Genomic DNA, 24,158 nt, shown 5'->3' with positions numbered 1-24,158 from the left:
TGCGGGCCGTGGGCAATAACCGCCATCAAGACTATCATTATCGGGGACCGATGCCGGGCGTGATGATCAATGAGTAGTCTTACTCGAGGGGGCAGTTTAACGGCTTGGCATTACTATACGCTTGTCATTAAGATTGGAGTGTCGTCGGGTAAGACAAGCTTTACCGCCGCTGGCAGAATACCAAATTTGTGATTTATACCAGATGTAGGCTCACCGTCCAGATTGACGGGAAGCGGTTGCCTCGATTGTATCTCCACTTCCGTTGCCTGAAAACGCTGTACATACTCACCATCCAGGGTCGGGTCCAATAACTCATCGACAACCTGTTTCAGCGCTGTTGGCGGGAAGTGCTCAAGCAGTATTACATCCAGCAGACCATCATTGAGATGGGCATGAGGTGCAAGCTGCTGTCCGCCGCCGGCCATACGGCCGTTACATATCGCACCCATCAAGCCTGCCCCCTGCAGGGAGAGCATGTTTCCATCGGCTCCCTTGGCGGTGACTTTTCCCTCGTAAGGGGTGAACTTCATGGCCTGGAGTAAGCCCGAGATGAAATAGGCTTGTCCCCCTAGTAAGTTTTTCAATTCGACCGGCGTTTCTACGGTGATCTGTGCGCCAAAGCCCGCAGAAGCGACGTTGATGAAAAACCTGTCGTTCGCTATCCCCAGATCGATACTGAGTGCCGTGCCATTAACGGCGAGTTCAAGGGCCGAGCCTATTTGGTTCGGGATCCCGCAGGCCGTGGCAAAATCATTGGCGGTACCCAGGGGCAGTATCGCCATTTCAGGGAGTCGATCGCTCTGAGAGTTGGAAGTGTCGATTCGCTTGGAAAGTGTCGCTAGTGAATCGGCTAACTCATTGACCGTACCGTCACCGCCTCCGGCAATGATACGAGTCACATTCAGATTTATCGCTTCATCGACGAACCTGGCGACATCACCCTGTTCCCAAGTACAGCGGACCAAGAGATCGTGTCCCTGTGAACGTAACTGATAAACAGATTGGCGGATCTCTGCAAGGCCGGCTTTCTTACCGTTCAAGATCAACATTTTCATAGCGGTTTCATCACTTTTAACTGGTGTATTAAAGCCTACTACAAGCGAAGGGATTTTACAGCCGCGAACCACTTCAGATACGTTAAAAATTCTGATGGTTCATAAGCTTCTGTTTATAGGTTGATTATTTTGGTTGCTATCGAATAACTTGGTTGATAAACGTACTTGTCGATGCTTCGATTTATTAGACCAAGATCCCACTTTGTTCTCTGTGTCGAATTTACTGTGAAAAGTCACAGTGAAGCTCAGATCAGTTTCATTATAAAATTTTAACATTATCAGGGAGCCACACGGCTTAAAGGGGAACCGGATGTAAATTCCGGACTGTACCCGCAACTGTAACTGAGGAGCGAGCTGCAAAGCCACTGACGATAGTCGGGAAGGCGCAGCAAGCATAGATCCAGGAGTCAGGATACCCACCTTGATAACGCAGCTGTAAAACTGGGCGGGCGCTCTCGGTTTTGTGAATTCATTCGTGTCTTTACCTACCTGGTTTTCAGCATCTTTTTTCCTTTGGGACAAGTTAAGATGTGGAACATTTCAAACCCTAATAATTCAAATTTTAAGATTACTGCCGATCCCATCGGTGGAGTCATGGGGTGACGGTAACTAAAATTCGTCGTAGTCAGCATGGCAGTGAGCTTCGTAAGGGCTATACCACCGGCGCTTGCGCCACCGCTGCAGCATTGGGAGCCTTGACGCGAATATTCGATCCCGCTTCAGCTGCCGAGGTTTCTATCCTGTTACCCATAGGTGAGCGGGCGAAATTCGGGTTGCTGCATCACCAGGCCGGGGACGTTTGTGCCACCGCTGGGGTGATCAAGGATGCCGGCGATGATCCCGATTGTACCCATGGCGCAGAAATTGTAGCCACAGTCTGTGTCAGCCATAGCCCGGGTGTGCGCTTCTTTGCAGGACCCGGGGTGGCAACCATCACTCTGCCGGGACTCGAACTCGGTGTCGGAGAGCCTGCCATCAACCCTGTCCCCCGACGGATGATCGAATCCCACCTTATTCCCTTACTTTGCCATCACGGCTTCAGTGGGGCCGACGTCACCATAAGTGTCCCCGGTGGAGAAGCGCTCGCGAAACAGACCATAGGTGAGAGGCTGGGCTTGAAAGGCGGTATCTCGATTTTGGGTACCCGAGGCACGGTTCATCCCTATTCGACCTCAGCTTACGCCGCCTCAGTGCGACAGGGAGTGCAAGTCGCAGCCAAACAAAATCTGAGTCAAATGGTGTTAACGACTGGAAGCCGCACCGAGAAGCAGGCAATGATTATTCACTCTGGACTGCCGCAAACATCCTTTATTCAGGCGGGGGATTTTATCGGCGTGGGGCTGCGCGCCAGCGCTAAATATGCCATGAATCGCGTCGAATTGGTGGTGATGATTGGCAAACTTTGTAAATTAGCCTGCGGAACCATGATGACCCACGTTACCGGCAGACAGGTGGATTTCGAAAGGCTAGGCGGTTTACTCACTGAGCATTGTGATGACCCGTCCTTATTACAATCGATAGCGCAGGCGCGTACAGGGCGCCAGCTCTTGTCCATCGTTCAAAACCAAGAGTTCAGACAAGCATTCTTGACAGACATTTGTCAGCAAGCTGCCATACACAGTTTCAATTATGCCCATAAGAAGTTAGTCGTATCTGTACGTCTTATAGATTTTGACGGCACGACATTAGCTAAAGTTACCCACGGAGATCACTGATGGACCCAATGAAGCAGATAACCACTAAGGGCAGAGATATAGAAGCCAGTTCATTCTCGATTATCGATGCCGAGATGGCCGAGCGCTACGGTGGTCATCAATTTACCGCTCAGCAATGGTCAGTGGTGCGGCGCGCCATTCATACAAGCGGAGATTTCGAGTTTGCCAAGCTGTTTCAATTTAGTGAGAGTGCGATAGATTCTGCACTCCAAGCTATAAGAAATGGCTGCCCCATAGTGGCCGACGTGACCATGATCACCTCCGGGCTCAGTAAACGAAGAATGGAGCTGTATGGCAACCAGGCTCATTGCTTTATCAGCGATGAGGAGGTGATGGCGACCGCAATCGAATCCGGAGGCACTCGGGCCGTCGAGGCCATGCGAAAGGCCAGAGATCTGGGTTTACTCGATGGTGGGATCGTAGGCATTGGTAATGCTCCAACCGCGCTATTTGAGGTGCTCAGAATGGTCGAAGCCGGTGAAGCGAAACCCGCATTAATCATCGGTATTCCCGTAGGGTTCGTGAAAGCCATAGAGTCGAAACTTGCCTTGGCAGAACAAGATCGCGTGCCATTTATTGCATCTTTGGGACGTAAGGGGGGCAGCCCTCTGGTCGTATCGACTTTGCATGCTCTCATGGTCGAGGCCGCAAAATGACGGGCAGCATTACCTTAGTTGGCATCGGCGATGATGGCTGCATTAGTTTAACGAGTCGTGCCATTAACGCGGTTGCTCAAACTGAGTTATTGGCCGGCGCCACTCGGCATCTGGATTTCTTTCCCCAGTACCGTGGTGAAAGGTTAACGTTTGTCAGTGGCCTCAATGGCTACCTTGCTCAGATCGTTGAGGCGGCAAAAGATAAAGATATCTGTGTGCTAGCCTCGGGCGACCCACTCTTTTTTGGCATAGGTAAAAGGCTGCTAAGACTGGTTGGCGAAGCGGATACACAAATTGATGTTGAGGTGATCACCTCGCCTAGCAGTGTGCAACTGGCCTGCGCCAAAGCCTTGATTCCATCAGATGATGTCAAGGTGATCTCTCTTCATGGCCGTCCTATGACGGGCTTAGTTGCTCGCCTGCAGCAGGGGGATACCTTTGCGCTGCTTACTGACAATAACCACAACCCAGTGGTTATTGCCAGACACTTGCTTAGCTATGATGAAACACGCTGGCGACTGGTTCTGTGTGAACATCTTGGCGGCAGTAAAGAGCGTATCAGGGAGTTCACCGCTCAAGAGTTAGCCGCAACATCGATAGATGATATCGAGTCTCTCAACGTATTACTCCTGCAGCGTCAAGGGCAAGCGTATTGGGGCGGCTTAGCCATGCATTGCCCGGATGGTGCTTATCAGGTGCTCACCCCATTAAATGGCTTGATAACCAAGGCAAACACTCGTGCTGTCGTTGTGGCGCGCTTAGGGTTAACTGCCAAGAGCGTGATGTGGGACATAGGTTCAGCATCCGGCTCAATTGCCATTGAGTCCGCCAAGCAGGCCTGGAATGGCCAGGTCTACGCACTGGAATGTAACCCGGAATGTTTCGATGTGATCGAGCAAAACCAGATGCGTCACAGAGTCGATAATCTCACCCTTGTTAAGAGTAAGGCGCCTTCTGGGTTAGATGATTTACCTGTGCCTGATGCCGTGTTTGTTGGCGGTAGCCGAGGGCAAATTGATCCCATCGTTGAACTTGTGATGAGTCGGTTAACCTCGGGCGGAAAATTGATCCTGTCAGCAGTGACCCTAGACAGTGTCAGCGAGTTTTTTGACCTATGTAAATCCAATCAATATCACTATGAAGTGGTGATGTTACAAAGTTCAGTCTCTCAGCCCTTGGCGCATTACCAGCGTTATCAGGCAGAAAATCCAATTCACCTGTTTGTGATCACTAAAGAAGGCAATAACACATGACCCAGAAAATCGGAAAACTCTATGCAATAGGTGTAGGGCCTGGCGATAGCTCATTGATGACGCTTAAGTCGGTAGAGTTATTGAAAACCATAGATGTTATCGCTATTCCTGAGAAGAATCGGGGCCAGCAGGATTCATTTGCCTGGTCTATCGTACGCGGCGCCATCGATGAAGATCTGATGCAGGGGCAGCGCAGCTTTTTATGGTTCCCTATGAGCAAAGACCACACCATTACCGTGCCAGCTTGGCGGGAAGGGGCGGCGACCATAGCCGAGCACCTCAAGGCAGGCAAAGATGTCGCCTTTATTACCGAGGGAGACCCTTCAGTCTTCAGTACCTGGGCTTATCTTCAGGAAGATTTAAATGAACATTTCGAAGAACTTGACGTTGAAATAGTACCGGGTGTCACCTCATTAACTGCGGTACCCGCGGCGACTCAAGTCCCGCTTTGTGATGGGGAAGAGCGTTTCTGTGTTGTTCCGGCAACTTATGGCGTCAGCATACTGACTGAGCTGGTCAAAGAGTTCGATACCATCTTGCTGCTTAAATGTGGCCGCATGGTGCCGGAGCTAATCAAGGTATTGGAACCTCTGGGACTGCTGGAGTGTGCAACCTATGTCTCCTATGCGACTGACCCTCGTCAGCGTGTCTTCACCGATCTTAGAGATGTCCCACCAGAGTTTTGCTACTTCGCCACTGTGCAGCTATCGGTTCGGGTTCGTAAAGGGGTGTTACGCCACGGTGGTCAGGCCTAATGTCGATTGCGGTACATGCCATTACTAAAAATGGTGTAGCACTTGCCCGTCAGCTGGCTAAAGTGATGCCTGAGGTGGATCTCTTTATCGGCGTACAATTCTCTCCAGAGGGCAATGAGACTGGGTTTTGTTTCCCCTTGTCGGTTCACTTTGACAGGCAATTTCACCAATTTAGCCATCATATCTGTCTGTTTAGTGTCGGCATCGCCGCCAGGATCATTGCTCCTCGTCTGGTCGATAAACGCACCGACCCGGCCGTTGTCTGCGTCGATGAGCAGGGACATCATGCGGTGGCATTTAGCGGTGGCCATCGCGGCGGCGCTAACGAACTATGCGAACGTGTTGCTTTTCTGTTAGAAGGTCAGGCAGTGGTGACTACGGCATCAGACAACGCACAGACTTTATCGGCAGACATGATGGGAGCGCATCTTGGTTGGACCCTGGACCCGAGTTACGAGAAATCAATTACTTCAGTCAGTGCAGCCATCGTAAATGCTAAACCTGTTGTTATCTGTCAGCAGAGCGGTGAACGCAGCTGGTGGAAGCAAGCGGGTCCATTGCCTCTGCATCTGGAACTGACCGAAGATCCGCAGCGCCTGCAACAAGAAGATGTGAAGGCTGGGATCCTTATCTCTGACAAGACTGATCTTGATCCAAAGTTAGCCGATAGTGCCGAGCTGGCGCTGGTGGTATGGCGTCCCAGGTCGCTGTTTATCGGTATTGGCTGTGATCGCAACACCCCGCAAAGCGCGATTGAAAGAGGCCTGGCCAAATTTATGGCTGATAACTTCCTTGCGATCGATTCAATCGCCGAACTGGCCTCTATCGATCTCAAAGCGGATGAAACCGGGATAGTTGCAGCGGCGAATCGATTAGATCGCCCCTTCAATACCTTTAATCCACAGACACTTGAGAAGGTAGTGGGGGTTGAGAACCCGTCTGAAACTGTTAAGCGATGTATCGGTGTCTCTTCCGTTGCCGAGGCGGCGTGCCTGCATGCATCCGGGCGAAGCGAGCTCTTGATCCCTAAGAGCAAGTTTAAATTCGATGGCTTCAATATGACCTTAGCCGCCTGCCGCCGTGACTTCCCGCTGTCGCAATCTCATCAAGCTGACAAGCTCCATTCCAGCCACAAACCCATGAAGGCCTGTCCTAATCGCCCCATAAAACACTATCTGTATCATCTGATTGTGTGTGAAGGGGGGCGCTGCGATGTGCCAGGCCAGACGGGGTTAGCTCATCACCTTCGCACCTTATTAAAGCAGTTTGGATTCGCGAGGGGAGCCAAGCGAATAAAGGTGAGCCGTAGTCACTGTTTGGGTTGTTGTCGCAAGCTGGTTCCTATGGTGATTTATCAAGGCAAGAGTCAGACAGAGCTGAGTGTAAATCATGCCTTATGGCTGCAAAAAGTCGACAAGCTAACGGATGAACAGTGGAAAGAGGTGTTTCAGGCATTAGTCACAAACATGCCTCTAAAAACATTGTTGCCGAGCCAATACCTGAGTGAGCAAGAGGTGGCAGCATGATGCCGCTTATTTTGACGACACCACTACGAGTACTGGTGATCGGTGCAGGTAAGGCCGGGCTGATCAAAGTGCAAAGCGCACTACGTTAATGTTTAAGGATAAAGAAATAGATGAAAAGATTGCGACATTATAAGAAGGGCACGGCCATAGTCTTGTGTTGCTTTGGCTCAGTCAATCAGCAGGCGAAGTACGAAGCACTGCGTAAGCTGTGTACGGCTCAATTTCTCGACACCGATCTGTTTATGGCGTTGAGTTCACGTAGCGTGTTAAATAAACTGGCCGATCCGGAACTTAAGACACTACCGGAGCAACTCGCCGCTCTGGATCGTGCTGGGTATCAGCGGATCTGTGTGGTCTCCTGTTACCTGTTTCCGACAGAAGAGCACCAACAGGTGATTAAAACCATCGAAGGGTTTAAGGCTTTCAGCCTGTCAAAAATCGAGCACACTTCGGCAATAATCAATCAAGTCAAATACGCCAACCGAATATTAGCGGCGCTCAATAACCGATTTCCCTGTATGAAAGATGAATACAACCTGTTTATTTACCATGGCGCTCCCAATCTGGATGCACCGGGTTATAGCAGTATCTGGTATGCAGAATCTTTATTGAAAAACTTGTCTGAGCGGAATCTGACCTGCTCGTTAGAGGGGGCCAATCCCTACCCGCTATTAGCGGATACCCTCAAGGTGAAATTTACCGGCGCCGAAAAAGTCCGGCTCATCCCCCTGCTGCTAGTCTCGGGTAATCACTTCGAGAATGATGTGAAGAATATTGCCGATGATCTGCGCCAATGTACACAAGTTGAGACGGCTCAGGCTATAAGTGGAGACAGGTTCTGCCTGTTAGACCTACCGGAAGTTAAAGAGGCCCTCATAGAGCAAACCTCTGAATGTTTACTTAAATTAGGAGCCTCTCGAACATGAGCGACAAGTTAACTATGAACGACAAGCCAAAAATAAACGGCACCTTGAGTATCGTGGGTATTGGTCCCGGCAGTGAAAAATTACTGACCCCGATGGCACGTGAAGCTATCGAGGCCGCGGATTCCGTTGTGGGTTATAAGCCCTATATCGACTCCCTGCATTTTGTGATTACAGATCAAGATATCACTGCTAACGGTATGACAAGTGAAGTGGAACGAGCAAGAGTTGCCGTGGAACAAGCATTAAGCGGACGTAAAGTTGTGGTCGTGTCATCGGGAGATGCCGGTATTTATGCCATGGGGTCATTGGTTTATGAATTGCTTCAATATAGTGGTTGGAATGAAGGGGATGCGTTAAAGGTCGATATGATCCCCGGTGTGACGGCGGCTACATCCTGTGCATCTTTGGTAGGCACCCCTTTAGGTCACGATAGCTGCACTATTTCACTTTCTGATCTACTGACCCCTTGGGAATTGATCGAGCGACGTGTTGCCGCGGCTGCCGAGGCGGATTTCGCGGTCACTTTTTATAACCCTCGTTCACGTCGTCGTCAGGAACACATTCGCATCGCTAGGGATATCTTACTCAAGCACCGTGATGCCGCGACGCCGGTCGCCATTGTGAAAGATGCTTATCGTGAAGAACAAACTATCACTATTTCGACACTTGGCGACTTTGTAGAGTGTGAATTTGGTATGACAGCTGCGGTGATCATAGGCAACAGTCAAAGTTACAGATTTGGTGACAAGATCATCACCCCTCGCGGCTACAGCCGTAAATATCATTTTGAAAACGGGTCAGTTAAACCGGGCCAGAAACGTGGCAGAAGCCTTAATACAGAAGTAGGAGAATTAGCATGACCGTATACTTTATTGGTGCAGGCCCAGGAGATCCAGATCTGATCACAGTTAAAGGGGCTAAATTAGTCGAGCGCTGTCCGGTTGTTCTTTATACAGGCTCCTTGGTTCCGGCTGAAGTGGTGGCCCGTGCAAACGAAGATGCACTGGTTTTAAGCTCTGAAGCTATGGATCTCGATGAAATTGTCGCTGTATGTAAGCAGGCACATGATAATAATCAGGATGTGGCACGAGTACAGACCGGCGATCTCTCTATCTATAGCTCCCTTGCCGAAACCACTCGCAGGCTCGATGATCTGGATATCGACTGGCAAGTCGTTCCGGGGGTCAGCAGCTTTCAGGCAAGTGCCGCTGCATTGGGCCAGGAATTAACCTTGCCAGAGGTATGTCAAACCATCATCTTGAGCCGTGCCTCCGGTCGAACGCCCGTGCCGGACAAAGAGAATCTTAAGTCATTAGCAAAACATGAAGCGACTCTATGCCTATTTCTCTCTATTAGTCTTATCCGCAAAGTGGTACGTGAGCTAAAAGAGGTCTATTCAGATGATTGGCCTATCGCCGTCGTCGAGAAAGCCTCTCACCCCGAGCAGCGGATCATTCGTGGCACTTTAGCTGATATTACCGAGAAAGTAGAGGCCGCGGGCATAAAAGCGACTGCCATGATCATTGTGAGTAAAGTTTTGCAAGAAAAAGACTTTAACGATTCAAAACTCTATGACAACACATTTTCTCATGGTTTTCGTCGTGCCAGAAATGTGGAGGCGAACTCATGAATCCAGGAAAAGTGTTTCTGGTTGGAGCTGGCCCGGGAGATCCCGGTCTTCTGACCTGGCGTGCGATAAAGTTGATGTCTTCCTGTGATGTGGTCTGTTATGACCTGCTTGTCAGTCCGGCTATTCTATCTTTGGTGCCTGCCGAAAAGGAAATGATGCCCGTGGGCTACCGTGGGTATTGTGGCAGCAGCATCGAGTATGGCATGCACCCTGATGTCGTTGCCGAGGCTTTGGCGGGCAGGACGGTATTGCGCCTCAAGTCCGGTGATCCCTTTATCTTCGGCCGCGCAACCGAAGAGTGTCGTAGTCTGAGTCATCACGGTATCGATTATGAGATAGTTCCCGGGATCACTTCCGCCTTGGGGGCAGCCGCCTATGCAGGGTTCCCGTTGACCAGCAATGGTATGGCATCGGATGTGACGTTCGTGAGTGGTCACAGGCCCTCTAAAACTCTGACCAGTTGGGCCTCTATGGGCAAGAGCTCCGGAACCTTAGTGCTGTATATGGGGGCGAAAAAATTAGCATTACATGCGGCGAAGTTGATTGCCGAAGGGCGGGATCCGGGTACGCCGGTGGCGCTTGTTTCTTCGGCAACCAGCTATAAACAGAAGCTGCTCACTACGACCTTAGGTAAGGTCGATGAGGTGATGGATGCCGATATTCACAGCGACGGCAGTCCTGTGTTGGTGATCATGGGTCAGGTGGTCGAGCTCTCATCGGAACTGGATTGGCGCAGCAAGTTACCACTGGCAGGGCGTTCGGTGATGGTACCGAGTCAACACGAAGAGATGGCTGAAACCTTGCGCGTTATCGGCGCCGAGGTGATAAAGGGGCCGGGAGTCGAGATGGAATGCGGCTTTAATCCCTTCGATTGGAATCGCATTATGGGATCCACGACACTCTGGCTTGCCGATGAAGATGCCGCCAAAGCGCTACAGGCATCTGCAGCGGAACATAAAATGGATATACGCCTCTGGCCATGGCAAATAACGGGGACAAAATCGGCTTTGTGCCATTTGGCTCGCTATGGGGTATTCATTGAGGAAAGCGAGCGGGCGCCAGAGTCGTCATTGTCATTGGTATCCAGTGACAATGACGCCGGTTTATGCGGCTGTCAGCTCAATGTCACGGCACCTAAATTCTCTATGGGGAAGCTGGATATATGCTGGGTGGATGATAGCGCAGTCATGGAGATGATAATAACGCGACCGGATCTCTTTAACTGGCGATATCTGGTGACGACAAAACCTAAGCTGGCACATATTCTGAGCCAACAAGGGATAGCGCATCATCTGGTGACATTCGATGATATCGGGCAGGCATTGGCCCTGTTGACGCCGGAGCAGAATCGCCATGTGGCCTGATCCCCTCTACTGCGCCGGTATCGTCGCACTGGCTTTAGTGCTCGACAGAGTATTGGGTGAGATGACTCATTTTCACCCCTTAGTTGGGCTGGGGCGTTATGCAGCATGGGTCAAGCGTACTCTCTGGCGCCCGACAAAGGCGAGGGGTGTATTGGCGGTGATAGTGGTGTTATTGCCGATATTACCTTTCTTGTTGGCACCGCGCCTTTGGTGGCTCGATGCCTTGATTCTCTATCTGGTTATCGGTGGTAGAAGCCTGTCTGAACATGGCAATGCCGTAGGGCTGGCGCTACAACATGGCGATCTAGATTTGGCACGGAAGAGGGTCGGCATGATTGTCAGCCGTAAGACAGAAAACCTGACCGAACAACAGGTTGTCAATGCGACACTGGAGTCGGTATTAGAAAATGGCAACGATGCACTGTTCGGCGCACTATTTTGGTTTTGTGTCGCCGGGGTTCCCGGTGCGCTGGTGTATCGATTCAGTAATACCTTAGACGCCATGTGGGGCTATAAGAATGAGACCTTCCTTAATTTTGGCTGGGGAGCGGCAAAATTTGACGATCTGTTAAATTATATTCCTGCGCGCCTATGTGCATTGGCTTATGCACTGGGAGGTAACGTCACTCTCGCACTGAGTTGCTGGCGTGAGCAGGCACCTCAATGTGCCAGTCCCAACGGTGGTGTCGTGATGGCCGCCGGAGCGGGCAGCCTGAATATTACGATGGGAGGCGCAGCAGAATATGATGGTTATCGCTGTGATAAACCTCTGCTGGGTACTGGCAGGCCGGCACAAGCCGGCGATATTCCACGAGCGTGTCGTCTTGTATGGCTAAGTGCTGCCTATTGGCTTGCACTGTTATTGATATTGGCTTTATTTGAGAGAGTGTTATGACCTTATTGCATCACGGTGGCCGCCTTCGGGATGTGGCTGAAAAATATGGAATCGACGAGTCAGACTGGCTGGACCTATCTACTGGCGTGAGTCCATGGCACTACCCTGTACCGGATATTCCACCCTCGTGCTGGAATCGCTTACCGGAGGAGGAAGATGGCTTAATTCCGGCGGCCGACCGTTATTATGGTGGCCACAATGCCTTGGCCGTTGCCGGTTCTCAGGCGGCGATTCAATGTCTGCCACAAGTATTAACGTCAATGCGCGATGGCCCCGGCAGAGTCTTGCTGCCTAAGGTGGGTTATAAGGAGCATGAAAGGGCATGGCGGATGCGGGGATGGCAGATAGAATACTATGGTAATAATAGTGAGCATGGCAATAACTGTGAGTATGGGGAGGATAGCGATAAAGGTGATAGTGAGAATGAGGCTGGTGATGAGAGAGCCCCTGAATCTGACCAACGGCCAACGCCTGAGCAGATAGACAGATGTGATGTCTTGCTGGTTATTAACCCCAATAATCCGGCCGCAGGTCTGATCCCTGCAGCTCAACTCAACGTCTGGTTAGAATTGTTGTCGGAAAAAAATGGCTTTCTGGTTGTCGATGAGGCTTTTATGGATATGACACCAGAAGCAAGCCTGAACTCAGTCGTTAGCCCAAACTTAGTCATCTTGCGATCCATAGGAAAGTTTTTTGGCCTGGCGGGAGTCAGAGCTGGATTCGTCTTTGCACCACAGAAGGTGAGGCTAGCCATGCAGGAGCTATTAGGTCCCTGGTGCCTCAATGGCCCCGCAAGATTTGTCTGTACCCGGGCTTTTGCCGATATCGAGTGGCAGCAGATGCAGATTAATCGGCTAAACCAATCGAGTGAGCGTTTGTGCCAGTTGTTATCAAGTCTAGAGGCGCCGGTTGTCGGTACTTCGCTATTTCAATGTGTATATCTACCACAGGCGCCTCTGTGGTTCGAACGACTGTGCCAACATGGGATATTGACGCGGTTAACCGATGAGCGCGATGCCCTACGCTTTGGTCTTCCTGCAGATGAAAAACAGTGGGTCAGGCTAACCGATGTTTTGCAGACCGTTTTAGCTGAAATCAAGTTTAAACAGGCATAATATTCAGAGCTGCCTCTGCCTATATTCCCCATAAAAGCATGCCAGCCCCAACTCTACGCCTGTCGGCGGCTGGCGCAGATAAATATGACGCCATGAGTCACAAAATGCACAGTGATGAGTATGATCTCTAACACGAGTGCTTTATATTATTAATAACTGTTTTACGAGAATTCACATCTGTATAACTGAGGTCATAATCGTGTACGGTTAAGGCCGTTAAATCGGATTTATGTGAGCTTTCGACTATCTTGTGACAATAAATGGTTACTCTCGATATGTTTGGCAATCCCGCCTGGGGCATGAAGTTTTACATTATGTCTAATCCTCCGGGTATTTTAAGGAGATAACTCTTGAATAAACTTGATGATCATTGCCGGGAAGATATTGCCGACAGGCTAACGCTTTTTTGTAAGAAATATCAAATATCAGATATCGCCTATTGTATCGATTTGGTTGACCACAAACCCCGATTTTCTCATTACAGCTCTAAGACGATTGTTCATCAAAAAGTCGCTGGCAGAAAACATATCTATGCAAGCTCTGCTAATGCGCTGAATTACTGGCGTTGTTGGGGAAATCGTTGGATTGTCAAAGACAAAAATTTTGAACAGGTGTTAGAAAATGATTGTCACCTTTGGGAATATGATTGTGACATCAAGGGCAAGCCATCGCCGCTTATCGATATGATTAAGTTTGGCTACCAGCATAGATTGACCTTCACGGTCCCTTGTCCATTTTCACCTGAAATGATCGGGCGCTTTTCACTGTTACTCGACTGCGACATGATAAAGGATGAATTGTTGAACGACCACTCGAACCTGGTGCAGGAGTTGGAATACCTGCATATGAAAATCGCGAGTGATCATGGAAGAGAGATCAACCCTCTGGTTGATTTTAATATCGTTAAACCCGTATCCAGAAATATCCTTTCACTACTCTCAAATGGATATAGCAGAGCCGAAATTGCCGAATCATGCCATCTTACCGAGCGTGGCATCGATTATCATATCGATGTGTTAAAAGAGACACTAGCGGCCAGAAATATGGCTCACCTGATAAAACTGGCTAATACCAGCTACCTTATCTGAATACCCTCCATACAGCTAAGATCTGAATAAGGCTGACAGTTCGCTCCGGGATAAGAGGGGGTGATCTAGCCTTGCTTAGTTTATGGACTTTCGTTTATCCATTATTTATTTACCCACTAATAGTGTGGCTCTTCTTGGGATAACTGTACTCTTGCTCACGCGTCATTTTTCCTTTTGTTATCAACCGTTATTATCCCTTTACCAGTGATACAGCTCTCACTTTATACTTGGCGCAAAATTTACTGTGAAAACTCACAGTGAAGGGGAAATGCATCTGCCATAGAATGATCCCATTGAGGAGCCGTAAGGCTTATACCGATTGGTATTAGGGGGAACCGGATGAAAATTTCGGACTGTACCCGCAACTGTAACTGAGGAGCAAACCGCATAACCACTGGCTCAGGCTGGGAAGGTGTGGTGAGCGATGATCCAGAAGTCAGGAAACCCACCTTAATGGCAACACTGGAATCTGGGCGGGAGCACTCAGTCGGCAGCTAACATTCAATCGATGAATGTTCAGGTTAGATTTCAGATTATTTTAGATTAACGTTATGGTTATCCTTGATGAAATCAACCTTGTCCTTAAGCTTCATTCTTATCAGTATTTGCCTCTATTCGTGTAATGTATCAGCACATTTCCTAGCCTTGTTCCCGGAAAAACAGGTGATTGATGCAGGAGACTCGCGTCAGCTTCACTTTCCCATTCATTTTACGCATCCATCGACCCTAGGGCCCACCATGTCGATAGCACGTCCGGTATCGACGGGTTATATGATTAATGAGACTCGTGTGGATCTCTCCGAACGCCTCAAAGCCATTACCTATGGGGGGGAAACGAGTTGGCAATTAAATATGAAGCTTCAGAGGCCAGGAACATACACCTTCTTTACCAATCAGTCGCCCTATCTGGATAAGACTGAAGGGGTGGTGATCACCCAATTCGCCAAAGTTATCGTCGATGCATTTGCGGCGCTGGGCGAGTGGCAGCATAGGTTAGGCACACCGGTTGAGATCATTCCCCTGACGCGTCCGTTTGCATTGTGGACCCATAGTGTGTTCACGGGGCGGGTATTGACTGACGGTCGACCGGCAGTAAATGTCCCGGTCGAAATGGAATATTACAATGACTCTGGCGTGACATTACCTTCCGATGCATGGGCATCGATAGAGGTTCGTACCAATGCCGCGGGAGAGTTTTCAGTCTCCTTACCTCATGAAGGCTGGTGGGGGCTTGCAGCTCTCGTATCCGATGAAGAGCCTTTTACGCTGGAAGGTAAACAATATCAGCACGAGCAGGCAGGCGTTATCTGGTTGCAAGTTCGGGATATGAAATAAGGAAATAAGATGCATATAGCAGATGGAGTATTATCAACGCCGGTATTAGTGGCCGGAATCGCCATGACCTTAGCCGGAACGATACTGGGGTTAAAAAAACTCGATGATGACAAAATTCCTTTTGCGGCCGTGCTCTCGGCTTGCTTTTTTGTCGCATCACTTATTCACTTGCCCCTTGGGCCTTCGAGTGTGCACTTAATATTCAATGGGTTAATCGGACTGTTATTAGGCTGGCTGGCTTTTCCTGTCATGCTGGTAGCCCTGATATTGCAGGCGATGTTTTTCGGTTTTGGAGGCATTGTCGTACTTGGGGTTAATTGCCTGAATATCGCCTTGCCGGCGGTAATGGTGGGCGCTCTGTTAAGGCCAATGAGACATCATATCCCTGCTCAGTTACTGGGTTTTTTGGCCGGTAGTGGGGCGGTATTATTAACCGGCATTATGGTGTCGTTATCTCTTTATCTCTCTGGAGAGGCCTTTAGTAAAACGGCAAACGTCGTATTTTGGGGCAATCTTCCACTGTCTTTACTGGAAGGTGTTATATCCGGTTTTATTATCGTACTCATTAATCAGGTTAAGCCTGAAATTCTCAAGGGAGTCCATTCCAATGTATAAACATATTTGCTTGATTTTCATCCTCTCTTGCTGTCTGGTTAATACGGCGCAGGCGCATCGTACTAAGGTCTTTGCCTGGGTTGATGGCACAAGCGTCGCCGGGGAAGTCTACTTCGGTGGGGGGGATCGGGCCAAGGGAGCAAATGTTGAATTATTGGTGGGCGAACAGCTTGTGGCGAGCACAAATGCAGACGAACAGGGCGAGTTCAGATTCGAAAGGCCACAGCCCGGTGATTATCAACTCAAAGCTAATGCCGGACAGGGTCATGTCGCGACGTTCGTCATTAGCGCGGATGAGTTTCTTGATTTAAGTGGGTCTGCGGCCGGAACGATTGAGACGCAAGGGGCGGAGCATGAAGATGAGGTAGGGTTCAAGAATCGTGAAACTTGTGCAGTACTAAATGAAGCCGCGTTGGTTAAAGTCATTCAGCCGCTACGTAATCAGTTGGATCAATATGAAGCTAATATTCGCTGGCACGATATTTTGGGCGGTATTGGCTATATCTTAGGGCTGTTTGGGCTCTGGTCTCTGATGAGAACCAGACGCGGATGATTGAGACCCTGCTAGCCCCTAAAATCATCAGTGAGAAGTCTATACCAATCCCTCCCAAGCTTAGGGTCGTGCTGATCGTATGCCTGGCAATGGGAACGGTGTTGTCTACAAGCTGGCTAACCTTATGGTTATTTATTGCATTGGTGGTTTACCTGTGGTGGCGTAGTGACTTGACTGTGAAGCAAACGATTAAACGCTTGTTGGCAATGGACTGTTTGATATTATTCACTGTTGCCTTAATCCCTTTCAGTGTGCCGGGGGAGCCTCTCTTTAGTATCTTGAGTTTTACGGCGACTAAGGAAGGTGGTCTGATGGCTCTGATGATCTTATTCAAAGCCAACATTGTAATGCTAACTGTCATGGCACTCTGTGAAGGAGTCGATGCACTCACTTTAGGCAAGGCATTGGTGGAACTGGGAGTATCGAGACGTTTCGCGCTATTGATGCAATTTACCGTTCGGTATATCGGGCTTTTGTATCTGGAGTTTCATCGATTACGCCAATCAATGAGGGTCCGTGGGTTTAAGGCCAGAAACTCCATGCATACCTGGCGCTGCTATGGTTATCTGTTCGGTATGCTGCTGGTGCGATCTTTCGATAGGGCCGATAGAATTTCACAGGCGATGAAGTGCAGAGGGTTTCGGGGGCATTTCCTGTCTCATGAACACTTACCGGTGACCAAACGTGAGTATGCTCACTTTGCCGCATACCTCTCCCTTATTTGTTTAATATTTTGCACCTCACTTAGCTCTTTCAACGTATAAAGTGGCTTGTTTTAATTATAAAATCAGCCGCTTAAAATAAGGTATCTATGCCATCATCAACACCTCTTATCGCGCTTAAGGGCGTAAGTTTCCAACACGCCGATGAAAGTGTCACTGCCAACAAGCTGGATTTTGAGCTCTACAGTGGCCAGAGTGTGGCGATATCGGGAATAAATGGTAGCGGAAAAAGTACCTTACTCTCCCTTATTATGGGGCTGAGAAGCGTCAGTTCAGGTGAGGTGCACCTGTTTGGCCACTCTTGCCGTACAGAGGCTGATTTCAGTCGCTTCAGAACCCGTATCGGTATGGTCTTTCAAGATCCTGACGATCAGCTTTTTTGTCCGACCGTAATTGAAGATGTCTGTTTTGGACCGCTCAACCAGGGGTTAACTCGAACGGATGCAATAGTTAGAGCCAGAAAAATACTTAAGCAGCTTAATGTTAGCCACCTTGAGAATAAAATTACTTATCAATTGTCCGGTGGCCAGAAAAGGGTTGTGGCGTTGGCGAGTGTCCTCGCGATGAAACCTGAGATATTGTTGTTAGATGAGCCGACAAACGATTTAGACCCGGAAAATACACGGCGGCTGATTGATATTTTAAAGGAGCTGTCGCTGCCTATGATTTTGATCTGCCATGATGCCAATATTTGTGCGCAACTGGTAGATAAAGAGTACCAGTTAACTCTGGGTACCATGGTTGCCTTGCCTTAGCGGGGTTGTTCAAAGGTGTAATACAGAGTTTCTTATATGGAACTTAATTGTATACTTCGTCTTTATGTGAACTCAAATTAACATGCCCCCTCCAAAAGTGTTAAAATATTAACATTCGTCTAAACGTCGACATTTCGCAATAGCTTTCATCTTAAATCATTATTTGTTATGGGTTTTGAGTTTCCAGGACCTACCTGGTGATGAAAGTTTTATTTTGATTTATTTTATACCGATGTTTCAAGTCAACAACTGATTGATACATAAATGGGGAGCTTATGAAGGGTGAAATAGTTAATGTTGATTTCGTTAACTCTTTTAGTCAGGGAGAGTTTGTTGTCACCACGATATCTGACTTCTTCGAAAAAGAGTTCCAGTATAATGTACAACCTTACATTCCTCACCGGCTCACATTTTTTGCTATTGTTTTTTTCACCGGTGGGAAAGGTACCCATAGTATAGATTTTACGAATTTTGAATATGACGGCGCTTCATTATTCTTTATCTGTAAAGGCCAGTTACATGCCTTTGAAAAAAATGAAGCTGCTCAAGGTTATGTTGTCTACTTTACTGAAGATTTTATCAACAAAAATATCAAAGGCTTGAGTGATAAACTCTACTATAAAATGTTTAACTATGCGCTGAACTCTCCTCAGTTACCCATATCTGAACTGGATAATGCCAGAAAAGATGCGATCTCATTGTTTGATATCATGTATCACGAATATAGTCGGCCCGATGACATCTGTCAGGAAGAAATTATTCGTGGCTTACTCGGTGTTTTATTGAGTTTTGTTGAGCGTGTACAAACAAAGAACAATATGTTTTTGACTGACCATCAGGGACATGCATTATTTTTGAAGCTACAGAAAATGATTGATGAAAAGATTTTTGAATCGCGAACGTCACATTTTTATTGTGAAAAATTAAACGTCAGCTATCGAAAATTAAATTCTGTCTGTAAAGAGTTTACCGGTATGACGGTGAGACAGTTTATAGATGAACGTTTAATATTGGAAATAAAGCGATATTTAGCGCACTGTGACTTTAGTATCAAAGAGATCTGTTATAAAACCGGGTTTGATGAACCCACAAATATGACAAAGTTTTTTAAATGTCACACCGGCATGTCTCCTAAAGAGTTTCGATTAACTGTCTCGCATAAACATAGTTAAAACATCTTAAATGATATTCTCAACTCCTTTAAGAGAGTGATTAAACGGCGTCTTGACGAGTGTAGAAGATGAAGGCAACGGTGATGACGTTGCCTTACTGGTATGTTGAATTAGAAAGATTTTGTCAGTGTAAATACCACCGATGACCCTTCGGTCATGTTCTTTGCTCCAAACTCATTGGTGTAGCGAATATTGCCTTGTAACAGCCAAGGTAAATACAGCACGTTCAGCTCACCACCAATGCCATACCCCTCTTTTCTTTCATCAGCCACGGTGCCATGACCATCCTGGCTGTCGTCACTGATCTGCCATGTCGCGCAATAACTGATACCGGGACGGATAAGCCAGGTATGATCGAGCATAAATTGTTTGCCTATACCACCCTCAATAGTGAATTCAGAACCTGGACGAACATCTGTTTCATCCTGTTCTCCATTGATTATGGTGCGGGTCAGGCCGCTGACTGACCAAGATTTCTCTGAGTCCAGATAGTAGGTGCCACCCAGAGTCATCATTCCTGACCAATAGCCCTTGCCCGGAGATGCAGCATCTGTTGAGTCGTAATCACCCGTCGGGGCGATAAGTGCCAGTCCAAGTGCCGCCTCATAGTTTTCCTGATACCAAAACAGGGCTAACGGCTCTAACACTATGTCGCCAACAGAGAATGAACTGGAGTCGTTAACGCCGATAGGCGCTATCGAGATATCTGTTTTGACCATAGGAACCAGAACGTTGTAGGCCCAGTTAGCCCCAAAGATTTTCTTTTCTGTTACGTGTACGATTCTGTGTACTTGTGAAAAAACATCTAAGTCGACATCTAAACCAGAATCATCACCGCGATCATCATTGATGGTATCGGCATTGTACCAAGTGTTGTACATACGATAATGCATGCCTGGTGGTGGCGGTGTACCAGCCATTACACCTTCGCCTCCCATTGGGTAATGCGAACCTGATGTCGCTGCAACAGCAGAACAGGTATTTAAAATAAGGCCTGTCATGCCAGCAAGATAAATCAGCTTAGTTTTTAAAGTTTTCAATTTTCATCTCCAAAATATACTCGTTTTTAAATTATTATATTTAAATGTTTTAGCTATTATTACTCTTACAATTCAGCTTGGTTGTTTTAATTGTCATTTGAAACTTGCGCTTCAGATTTTATATGTTCAGGCGGTGGTTCCTGGTGTTGTGTTCCCCTTGGTTATATGTTGTAACAGTACTGTTGTAATTGTTTGTGGTCAAATTACCAAAATATAATATACGCTTGTGAGTTTGGGGTTTAGTAGGCTTTTTGTTGTTTTTTATTTAGGTGTGGGTATTTGCGCTCTTGTTTTTGTTACTTGCTCGTTGTATTTCGGCGAGGTCAGTCACATAGTGTTTGTAATTGTGAGGGTGGCGTCATTTGTTTTTGTTGGTGTTATTCTAAAAGATGATAAAGTCATTTCTATAAAGAGTAGTAATAAGTTTTGTTTAATTTGCTGAACTGTTCCGTTTCATTCACTATCGTAAATGTGTCATGCTGAATTACTGTTTGAAAATGTCTTTTATAAAGGTGGTGTTGTTCGCAGGCGAGATAATTGAGTGGTAGGTTTCTTAGCGGACTGAGGATATATGATATGTGGATATATGATCTGTGGAGTGATTAAGTCTGGGGGAGGTAAGATATATAATGAAAGGCTGCACCTAATAATGGTGAGGATGTGATTAAAATAACATGTCAAAGCGACAAATTCATTGTGTATTCAAATTTTAATTGACACAAAACATCCCTTTTACGGAGGAGTACGGGAATAGATATATTTCCCGTATCGTTCAGCTCTCCGGTGATAGCCGAAGAGCTGAGCAAGGAGATAACGATTTATTTGCTTTCTGGTTGAATGAACTTTCTCCAGGTAAAGAGTGCCAAAATTAAGGCTGGAAGACCGAAGTTAAGCAGACCCATAGCACCCGATTGAGGTTCACCCTCGGCAAAGGATCCCCAGGACCAACCGATACAAATCCATGCAAATGCAAACGCGAAGAATAGGCCCAAATTGGCTTTCCAGTTTAAATTATAGCGACGTTGAAGGTACACGTAACCCCAAATAGCGCCGGTAGTGACCATGCCTAACAGATACCACATCAATCCCATCATTAACAATTTCCTCTAAGTAAAGTCGCCACTAAAACCACTACGCCAGAATTTTTCAACCGCTTTTTCATCATTGGTATTACCATAACCAAACAGAATATCGGCTTGCTTCATCATGGTGTGGACCGGACCGGCTGTGAAGGTATTTGAAGCATCAATGAGTCTATGGTGCCAGAAATCAGGTTTATTCCATGGACATGAGGCGATGCACGCTCCGCAATCCCCCCCATTGTCACACCAGAACTTGAAGCATTTCTTGGCGTCATTATGGAATTTGCGCATGCCTGGTTGACCTTGCCAGTTGTAGTCTGGGTCATCACTGCCGGCAAAAGTCGAACTCATTGAAGGCTTGTCATCCATACTGATGGCATTGCCCGGACAAGACTCGGCGCATCTTTTGCAATTTTCGCAAAAGGTTAGAATGCCGAAGTCCCTTGGTTTGTCGTAGGCCGCATCATCGAGTTCAAGGTTGGTATAAACTTTAGAAATTCGCACTCTGGGTCCAAGGTTAGGTGCGATAAGCGCGCCATTTCGGGCGCCTTCACCTAATCCTGCTGCAATAGCATAAGAGACCGAACTGCCAAGGTCATTACCGGAACCGACAGCCATGTATCCAAGCTCTCTTAAAAACTTGGCCATACCGCCACCCTGAATCGTGTTCTGGGTGTAACCCATAGCGGCAGTGGCAGATGCTGGGATCATAGGTGCCGTTGCCATTGCATCGTAATCCATATCGGTCAGCATAACGATCACGCTTTTAGGTTCGAAGGGAAAATCTTCCTCCCATGTCAATGTCTTCTCTTGTGTAAGATCATACAAGGGATCATAGTCCCAGCGTTTATCACGTTTACAAATTCCTACTCTGACCGCCCCAAATGTTTTTGCTGCCGTTTTTATTGCACTCAATATCTCAACCGAGTCTTTAAATGGGTATTTCTCTTTTTTGACTTCAGATTGATCCCAGCCAAATGTGCCTTGGTTGGGTACACCCATCGATTCCAACGGTGCTAATATATTCATTCCATGCCAGCAAGCTTGCTCCAGGGCATAATCGAGTTGGGTATAGCCGACCTTATTATTATCCGCACGAGTATGGGCCGTAGCGAATTGATAAATTCCTTTCTGAAAATTGAATGACTTCTCACCTGACTTAGCAGGGCCGTCAGCGTCATTACTTAGGCTCAAGTTACGTTCAGGGTGTTTTTCGCCGAGTGCTTTACTGCCTGCAAAGGTCAGTAAGACGTCACGTTGATCTTTACGTTTAAAAGATGGCGAAATTTCAACAGGATATCCATCTTGCTCGACGCCTTCGACTCTGTGTTTTATCCAGCTTCCGGCTCCGGCCACTGCGCCGACTCCAGCGATAGTGCCTGCACTTAATTTTAAGAGTTGCCGCCTGTGTTGATCAATGACCTGCTCATCTTTTTCTTTTTCTTGTTCTTTCATTTTCACCCTTATTACGTATCAATTTAAATCTGAAATTGCTGCTTGATCATAAATCTAATACCTAAATGGGAGTATTTGTTTGTTTGAAAAAAAGTATTCTACTTTTTGCAAGAATATAGTTTCTACGTTTATTCAATCGATTGCTGCAATAAAATACCGATCTCTTTCTTAAAAAAGTCCAAAACAACTTTTACTCTATGGGGGAGATAGTCTCTGCTTGAAAATAGTGACCACATATAAACATCGGTGCCATATTCTCCATCGAATAATAACTGTAATTTTCCGGATTTAATTTGTTCGTTACACATCTCCCTCGGTACCCAGGCGATGCCTTGGCCGCTTATTGCAGCGGAAATGCAAAGCTCATTGCTTTCTGATTCGAGAGGTCCATCGACATTAATACAATTGGAATGATTCTCATCAGTCCATAACCAAACATGTCCGGGTTGTATTCCCTTTGATGAAAGTAAACATGGGTAATTACTCAGTTGTTTGGGATGAGTCAACTCTGGATTCTTGGTTATAAATTCCGGGCTGGCAATAAACAGACGTTTCATTGTAGATAATTTGTGTCCTACCATAGTGCTATCCGGCGGATTACTATGAGAGACAAAGAAGATCAAATCGGCCTGAACCTCCATTGGATTCAATCTACTTTGGTAGGAGATGAATTTTAATTGCAAACCAGGGTATTGTTGATAAAACTTATTCAGCATGTCGTTACAGGTCAAGTTTATAAAATCCAGTGGTGCCGCGATGGTGACTGTACCCGATGTATTCCCCTGCAATTGACCTATGCTTAATTCAAGTGCTTCTATTTCTGTGAGAATCTTTTTGCTTCTGTGAATAAGCTCTATTCCTGCATCGGTGAGGGATAGGCTTCGCGTAGTTCTCTCAAATAAACGTGTGCCTAAGTGCTGTTCCAGTTGTGCCACATGTCGACACACCTTAGATACCGGAATGTTCAGTACTCGTGCAGCCCCGGTCAAACTGGAAAATTCGGCTACAGTATTGAATAGGGCAAGATCTTCCGTTTTCATTTATTCCAACTTTTTGAAGTTACTAGAATTGTTAATAATGGATTTTTAGTAATTAATGATAAATCGCTGTCTGTAATCGTTCTTATTCATCATGCCGTCATTATTAAGGATGTTGATTAACAGCTTTATTGAATTCTGCGTGGTAGATATTGCAAATCCTAATGGTTTCTCTTGTGACAAAAAAGGTTGGGGTGTGTCATAAAATGGTTGTTTTAGTCCTATCTCATGCTGGCTATCACTAAATGTGATCGAGCCCTCCCAATCATCGCCGTGTCTGGTAAAAAACCTACCGCCGTTAAGCGTATCAAGATGGTGAACTATTTTATCTGTCTTCTCGTATTTATCTGTTAGTGCTTAATTTTTTTGATTGGTCAAATATCGATATTAACCATTAAAGTGTGAGCCGCTTCT

Annotated in this window: 23 protein-coding genes and 2 riboswitches; of the genes, 18 read left to right on the top strand and 5 right to left on the bottom strand. The window is 47.1% G+C overall.

Annotated elements, in window-relative coordinates; translation table 11 throughout:
* Positions 1 to 113 precede the first annotated feature (113 nt).
* A complete protein-coding gene (gene yegS / locus EKG38_RS17865; RefSeq protein ID WP_126521612.1) occupies positions 114 to 1,055 on the bottom strand; it encodes a lipid kinase YegS in 942 nt (313 codons plus the stop codon).
* Between the two features lie 264 nt (positions 1,056 to 1,319).
* A riboswitch (cobalamin riboswitch) is annotated at positions 1,320 to 1,493 on the top strand.
* A 161-nt stretch (positions 1,494 to 1,654) separates the two neighbouring features.
* Between yegS and EKG38_RS17860 the strand changes: the two genes are divergently transcribed.
* From EKG38_RS17860 to EKG38_RS17775, 18 genes are all read left to right on the top strand, one after another.
* Positions 1,655 to 2,770, top strand: a complete 1,116-nt coding sequence (locus tag EKG38_RS17860; RefSeq protein ID WP_126521610.1) for a cobalt-precorrin-5B (C(1))-methyltransferase — start codon at positions 1,655 to 1,657, stop codon at positions 2,768 to 2,770.
* Positions 2,770 to 3,426, top strand: a complete 657-nt coding sequence (locus tag EKG38_RS17855) for a precorrin-8X methylmutase (RefSeq protein ID WP_126521609.1) — start codon at positions 2,770 to 2,772, stop codon at positions 3,424 to 3,426. Before EKG38_RS17860 ends, EKG38_RS17855 begins: the two co-directional genes overlap by 1 nt.
* Positions 3,423 to 4,679: a precorrin-6y C5,15-methyltransferase (decarboxylating) subunit CbiE gene (gene cbiE, locus EKG38_RS17850; RefSeq protein ID WP_126521608.1), complete on the top strand. Its 1,257-nt coding sequence runs from the start codon at positions 3,423 to 3,425 to the stop codon at positions 4,677 to 4,679. Before EKG38_RS17855 ends, cbiE begins: the two co-directional genes overlap by 4 nt.
* Entirely contained in the window at positions 4,676 to 5,434 is a 759-nt protein-coding gene (cobI, locus tag EKG38_RS17845; protein ID WP_126521606.1) for a precorrin-2 C(20)-methyltransferase, read from the top strand. Before cbiE ends, cobI begins: the two co-directional genes overlap by 4 nt.
* Complete coding sequence (locus EKG38_RS17840) at positions 5,434 to 6,960, top strand: cobalamin biosynthesis protein (RefSeq protein WP_126521604.1); 1,527 nt, start codon at positions 5,434 to 5,436, stop codon at positions 6,958 to 6,960. The genes cobI and EKG38_RS17840 overlap by 1 nt, the downstream gene beginning before the upstream one ends.
* Positions 6,961 to 7,070: 110 nt before the next feature.
* On the top strand, positions 7,071 to 7,886 hold the full coding sequence (locus EKG38_RS17835; protein WP_126521602.1) for a sirohydrochlorin cobaltochelatase: 816 nt from the start codon (positions 7,071 to 7,073) through the stop codon (positions 7,884 to 7,886).
* A complete protein-coding gene (cobJ, locus tag EKG38_RS17830) occupies positions 7,883 to 8,746 on the top strand; it encodes a precorrin-3B C(17)-methyltransferase (protein WP_126521600.1) in 864 nt (287 codons plus the stop codon). The genes EKG38_RS17835 and cobJ overlap by 4 nt, the downstream gene beginning before the upstream one ends.
* Positions 8,743 to 9,516: a precorrin-4 C(11)-methyltransferase gene (cobM, locus tag EKG38_RS17825; RefSeq protein ID WP_126521598.1), complete on the top strand. Its 774-nt coding sequence runs from the start codon at positions 8,743 to 8,745 to the stop codon at positions 9,514 to 9,516. Before cobJ ends, cobM begins: the two co-directional genes overlap by 4 nt.
* Complete coding sequence (cobA, locus tag EKG38_RS17820; RefSeq protein ID WP_126521596.1) at positions 9,513 to 10,880, top strand: uroporphyrinogen-III C-methyltransferase; 1,368 nt, start codon at positions 9,513 to 9,515, stop codon at positions 10,878 to 10,880. Before cobM ends, cobA begins: the two co-directional genes overlap by 4 nt.
* Positions 10,870 to 11,775 (top strand): adenosylcobinamide-phosphate synthase CbiB, encoded by a 906-nt coding sequence (gene cbiB, locus EKG38_RS17815; protein WP_126521594.1) that lies wholly within the window; start codon positions 10,870 to 10,872, stop codon positions 11,773 to 11,775. Before cobA ends, cbiB begins: the two co-directional genes overlap by 11 nt.
* A complete protein-coding gene (cobD, locus tag EKG38_RS17810; protein ID WP_126521592.1) occupies positions 11,772 to 12,890 on the top strand; it encodes a threonine-phosphate decarboxylase CobD in 1,119 nt (372 codons plus the stop codon). Before cbiB ends, cobD begins: the two co-directional genes overlap by 4 nt.
* A gap of 350 nt (positions 12,891 to 13,240) precedes the next feature.
* The gene (locus EKG38_RS17805; RefSeq protein WP_126521590.1) at positions 13,241 to 13,978 is read left to right on the top strand and encodes a LuxR C-terminal-related transcriptional regulator; all 738 of its coding nucleotides are present in this window, start codon (positions 13,241 to 13,243) and stop codon (positions 13,976 to 13,978) included.
* Between the two features lie 279 nt (positions 13,979 to 14,257).
* Positions 14,258 to 14,445, top strand: a riboswitch (cobalamin riboswitch).
* A gap of 97 nt (positions 14,446 to 14,542) precedes the next feature.
* Entirely contained in the window at positions 14,543 to 15,313 is a 771-nt protein-coding gene (locus tag EKG38_RS17800) for a DUF4198 domain-containing protein (protein WP_126521588.1), read from the top strand.
* Positions 15,314 to 15,322: 9 nt separating this feature from the next.
* Positions 15,323 to 15,928, top strand: a complete 606-nt coding sequence (cbiM, locus tag EKG38_RS17795) for a cobalt transporter CbiM (protein WP_126521586.1) — start codon at positions 15,323 to 15,325, stop codon at positions 15,926 to 15,928.
* Entirely contained in the window at positions 15,921 to 16,481 is a 561-nt protein-coding gene (locus tag EKG38_RS17790) for a NikL family nickel/cobalt ECF transporter subunit (RefSeq protein WP_126521584.1), read from the top strand. Before cbiM ends, EKG38_RS17790 begins: the two co-directional genes overlap by 8 nt.
* Positions 16,478 to 17,245 carry a cobalt ECF transporter T component CbiQ gene (gene cbiQ, locus EKG38_RS17785; protein WP_126521583.1) on the top strand — a complete coding sequence of 256 codons (768 nt, stop codon included), beginning with the start codon at positions 16,478 to 16,480 and terminating at the stop codon, positions 17,243 to 17,245. The genes EKG38_RS17790 and cbiQ overlap by 4 nt, the downstream gene beginning before the upstream one ends.
* A gap of 47 nt (positions 17,246 to 17,292) precedes the next feature.
* Positions 17,293 to 17,958, top strand: a complete 666-nt coding sequence (locus EKG38_RS17780; protein ID WP_126521581.1) for an energy-coupling factor ABC transporter ATP-binding protein — start codon at positions 17,293 to 17,295, stop codon at positions 17,956 to 17,958.
* Between the two features lie 275 nt (positions 17,959 to 18,233).
* The gene (locus tag EKG38_RS17775; protein ID WP_126521579.1) at positions 18,234 to 19,130 is read left to right on the top strand and encodes a helix-turn-helix domain-containing protein; all 897 of its coding nucleotides are present in this window, start codon (positions 18,234 to 18,236) and stop codon (positions 19,128 to 19,130) included.
* A 110-nt stretch (positions 19,131 to 19,240) separates the two neighbouring features.
* On the opposite strand, the gene EKG38_RS17770 is transcribed toward EKG38_RS17775, so the two are convergent.
* From EKG38_RS17770 to EKG38_RS17755, 4 genes are all read right to left on the bottom strand, one after another.
* Positions 19,241 to 20,170 carry a SphA family protein gene (locus tag EKG38_RS17770; protein WP_246033207.1) on the bottom strand — a complete coding sequence of 310 codons (930 nt, stop codon included), beginning with the start codon at positions 20,168 to 20,170 and terminating at the stop codon, positions 19,241 to 19,243.
* Between the two features lie 818 nt (positions 20,171 to 20,988).
* Entirely contained in the window at positions 20,989 to 21,264 is a 276-nt protein-coding gene (locus tag EKG38_RS17765) for a VcrB family reductive dehalogenase putative membrane anchor (protein WP_185826897.1), read from the bottom strand.
* 12 nt (positions 21,265 to 21,276) lie between these two features.
* Entirely contained in the window at positions 21,277 to 22,707 is a 1,431-nt protein-coding gene (locus EKG38_RS17760; protein WP_126521575.1) for a reductive dehalogenase, read from the bottom strand.
* A 128-nt stretch (positions 22,708 to 22,835) separates the two neighbouring features.
* On the bottom strand, positions 22,836 to 23,747 hold the full coding sequence (locus EKG38_RS17755) for a LysR family transcriptional regulator (RefSeq protein ID WP_126521573.1): 912 nt from the start codon (positions 23,745 to 23,747) through the stop codon (positions 22,836 to 22,838).
* Positions 23,748 to 24,158: the final 411 nt, after the last annotated feature.

The organism is Shewanella canadensis (assembly GCF_003966225.1).
GTDB classification, from domain to species: Bacteria; Pseudomonadota; Gammaproteobacteria; order Enterobacterales; family Shewanellaceae; genus Shewanella; species Shewanella canadensis.
The sequence above is the reverse complement of the archived record's forward strand: the minus strand, read 5'-3'. Positions and strand labels throughout refer to the sequence as shown.

What these genes read in the sequence shown, in the direction of transcription:
- cbiQ (WP_126521583.1), top strand. Translation starts at nt 16,478, where the DNA reads ATGATTGAGACCCTGCTAGCCCCTAAAATCATCAGTGAGAAGTCTATA.
- cobA (WP_126521596.1), top strand. Translation starts at nt 9,513, where the DNA reads ATGAATCCAGGAAAAGTGTTTCTGGTTGGAGCTGGCCCGGGAGATCCC.
- cobI (WP_126521606.1), top strand. Translation starts at nt 4,676, where the DNA reads ATGACCCAGAAAATCGGAAAACTCTATGCAATAGGTGTAGGGCCTGGC.
- EKG38_RS17790 (WP_126521584.1), top strand. Translation starts at nt 15,921, where the DNA reads ATGTATAAACATATTTGCTTGATTTTCATCCTCTCTTGCTGTCTGGTT.
- cobJ (WP_126521600.1), top strand. Translation starts at nt 7,883, where the DNA reads ATGAGCGACAAGTTAACTATGAACGACAAGCCAAAAATAAACGGCACC.
- cbiM (WP_126521586.1), top strand. Translation starts at nt 15,323, where the DNA reads ATGCATATAGCAGATGGAGTATTATCAACGCCGGTATTAGTGGCCGGA.
- EKG38_RS17800 (WP_126521588.1), top strand. Translation starts at nt 14,543, where the DNA reads ATGAAATCAACCTTGTCCTTAAGCTTCATTCTTATCAGTATTTGCCTC.
- cobM (WP_126521598.1), top strand. Translation starts at nt 8,743, where the DNA reads ATGACCGTATACTTTATTGGTGCAGGCCCAGGAGATCCAGATCTGATC.
- cobD (WP_126521592.1), top strand. Translation starts at nt 11,772, where the DNA reads ATGACCTTATTGCATCACGGTGGCCGCCTTCGGGATGTGGCTGAAAAA.
- EKG38_RS17855 (WP_126521609.1), top strand. Translation starts at nt 2,770, where the DNA reads ATGGACCCAATGAAGCAGATAACCACTAAGGGCAGAGATATAGAAGCC.
- EKG38_RS17780 (WP_126521581.1), top strand. Translation starts at nt 17,293, where the DNA reads ATGCCATCATCAACACCTCTTATCGCGCTTAAGGGCGTAAGTTTCCAA.
- EKG38_RS17760 (WP_126521575.1), bottom strand. Translation starts at nt 22,707, where the DNA reads ATGAAAGAACAAGAAAAAGAAAAAGATGAGCAGGTCATTGATCAACAC.
- cbiB (WP_126521594.1), top strand. Translation starts at nt 10,870, where the DNA reads ATGTGGCCTGATCCCCTCTACTGCGCCGGTATCGTCGCACTGGCTTTA.
- EKG38_RS17755 (WP_126521573.1), bottom strand. Translation starts at nt 23,747, where the DNA reads ATGAAAACGGAAGATCTTGCCCTATTCAATACTGTAGCCGAATTTTCC.
- yegS (WP_126521612.1), bottom strand. Translation starts at nt 1,055, where the DNA reads ATGAAAATGTTGATCTTGAACGGTAAGAAAGCCGGCCTTGCAGAGATC.
- EKG38_RS17765 (WP_185826897.1), bottom strand. Translation starts at nt 21,264, where the DNA reads ATGATGGGATTGATGTGGTATCTGTTAGGCATGGTCACTACCGGCGCT.
- EKG38_RS17775 (WP_126521579.1), top strand. Translation starts at nt 18,234, where the DNA reads ATGAAGGGTGAAATAGTTAATGTTGATTTCGTTAACTCTTTTAGTCAG.
- cbiE (WP_126521608.1), top strand. Translation starts at nt 3,423, where the DNA reads ATGACGGGCAGCATTACCTTAGTTGGCATCGGCGATGATGGCTGCATT.
- EKG38_RS17840 (WP_126521604.1), top strand. Translation starts at nt 5,434, where the DNA reads ATGTCGATTGCGGTACATGCCATTACTAAAAATGGTGTAGCACTTGCC.
- EKG38_RS17835 (WP_126521602.1), top strand. Translation starts at nt 7,071, where the DNA reads ATGAAAAGATTGCGACATTATAAGAAGGGCACGGCCATAGTCTTGTGT.